The sequence below is a fragment of the Bacteroidota bacterium genome (genome assembly GCA_034723125.1).
Taxonomy (GTDB): domain Bacteria; phylum Bacteroidota; class Bacteroidia; order CAILMK01; family JAAYUY01; genus JAYEOP01.
The window spans coordinates 1-2,183 of record JAYEOP010000421.1 but is presented as its reverse complement, the minus strand read 5'-3'; the positions used below and the strand labels follow the sequence as shown (position 1 = coordinate 2,183).

Here is a 2,183-nt window from a genome sequence, read left to right as displayed (position 1 = left end):
AAATATTGGTGAAGATAAAGCTGAATTCGGGTATTACTTCTTTCATGAGGATTATATAAAGCTGAAAATGATGGGATTTACTGTTCATAAAGATGCTGTAAAAAAAGTACTTAAGAACTTTTAATCCTTGAGGAGAATTATAAAAGTCGAAATAAAAGAGAAGTTAAGGAACTAAAATTCCAAGATATGTAAAGGACACATAATCAGTGTAACAATTTGAGTGTTTTCTTAGCTATAGTTACTGTTCTCACCAACTATTATAATACTTAAGTTTCGCATTTGAATATAAAGAATTGACATTCTGAAACTTATTAAATATCGAGTTGTGATAACATAAAGAAAATCAGTAGTATAATAATTCCATAATGAATTGTTTCATACTTTGTGATTCTTCGTGTCTTAGAGCCTTCGTGGCTAATTATCAATATCTTGCCACAAAGACACCAAGGCACAAAGTTGCACTAAGAAAAAATACATAATATAACAGTCAGATAATAAATATATGCTGAGCGGTAATAAACTGTGTTTTGCTATACCGTGTAAACGAATAATAACCAATACGTTAAACATAGTACCAAAGTTCAAATTATGACCAGCCGAAGTATATGTTAGCACACAGAATTATTATGCGAAACTTGAGTTATAATATTAGAAGCTGATTTATTATATCTCTGATAATAAATTATATAAATCAATATTTAAAAATATAGTTTCTTTTCCTATTTTCTTAGGAATCATTATTCCTAATTCTGTCATTTGTCTTAAATACTTTTTTGCTGTATTTAAACTTTTTACATTATTATCAATTAATTTTTTAGGACTTATATATGGTTGTTCAAATATTTTTTCAATAGTTTCTTTTCTTATATTCGGTAGTTTTTTTATTATTAAATTATGAGTATTTTCAAATAGCCTGTCAATTTCTTCAATTTTTTTAATAGTATAAATAGAAGTTTCTTCAATAGCTTTAAGAATATAAATTATCCATTTCTCCCAATTGTCTGTTGTCGTAATTCGATTTAGTAAATAATAGTAATCTTCTTTTTCCCTAATAATGTATGCACTTAAATATAAAATAGGAACCTCTAATAATTGTTTTTGTATCATAATCAAGATGCTTAGAATACGACCTGTCCGTCCATTTCCATCTCTAAATGGGTGGATAGCTTCAAATTGATAATGAAATATTGCTAATTTAATTAATGAATCATAAGGATAATCTTCATCATTATTGATAAATTCAAATAAATTGTCTAATTTCTGTTTAATAATTCCAATTCCTTTTGGCGGTGTATAAACAACAGAATCTCCTAACAATCCACTACCTCTTTTCATAATAACCGTTTCTGTTTGTGGAGGTCGTATGCTGTCATTTACTTGTATTATTTTTTGATATATTTTAATAATCAAATCTAAATCAAATTCTTTTTGTTTTTTTATTTCATTATACCCACTCCACAATGCTTGTCTATAAAACAAAACTTCTTTTGCTCCTCCTTTTAATTCAGTTTTTTTAACAGTCAATGATTTATATAATTCGTCATCGGTTGTGAAAATATTTTCAATCTCATTACTTGCTTTTGCTTCTCGTAATGAAATTGTATTAACTAACATTGATTGATTTGGTAACTTCTTTGCAATTCCTTTCAATTCTGCAAGAGCTTTATTTGCTTCATTTAATGCTTTTAAAATGCTAATTGTTATAATTTTATTTTCATCAGGTGGTATTAACGGTAAGTTATTATAAGGTTTATTTCTATCGTATTTTTCCATAATCTAACACATTATTATATTCCTGTCAAAAATACATATAATTTGACAATTGATGAATTATCTGTCAATTATTTTTAATTATCAATTATAATATTAAATCCGTTCGGAGAATATAGTAAGCAAAATTAGTCAAGAAAGCATTCAAAATTGGTCTATCAGCATTCCGAACGCTTAGTTGTTCTACGCAGTATTTCATCGGAATAAAGAATTTGCAATTTCAACTTTTTGTTTTTCTAAACGTATATTAGCTATTTCAAAATAATCTTTCTCTAATTCGTATCCAATAAAATTTCTTTTTAGTTTCAAACAAGCAACTCCTGTACTACCACTTCCCATAAACGGGTCTAAAACAATTTGACCTTCAAATGAGATTAGTTTTATTAAATGATACATCAATTTAACAGGTTTTA

Annotated in this window: 2 protein-coding genes; both read right to left on the bottom strand. The window is 26.7% G+C overall.

The annotated features are described in order from the left end of the window. Positions 1 to 663: 663 nt before the first annotated feature. Entirely contained in the window at positions 664 to 1,773 is a 1,110-nt protein-coding gene (locus tag U9R42_11350) for a Fic/DOC family N-terminal domain-containing protein (protein MEA3496621.1), read from the bottom strand. A gap of 192 nt (positions 1,774 to 1,965) precedes the next feature. After that, the coding region (locus tag U9R42_11345) for a site-specific DNA-methyltransferase (GenBank protein ID MEA3496620.1) at positions 1,966 to 2,183 on the bottom strand (218 nt) is incomplete at its 5' end.

Coding starts and splice junctions, on each gene's coding strand:
- U9R42_11350 (MEA3496621.1), bottom strand. CDS start 1,773: ATGGAAAAATACGATAGAAATAAACCTTATAATAACTTACCGTTAATA.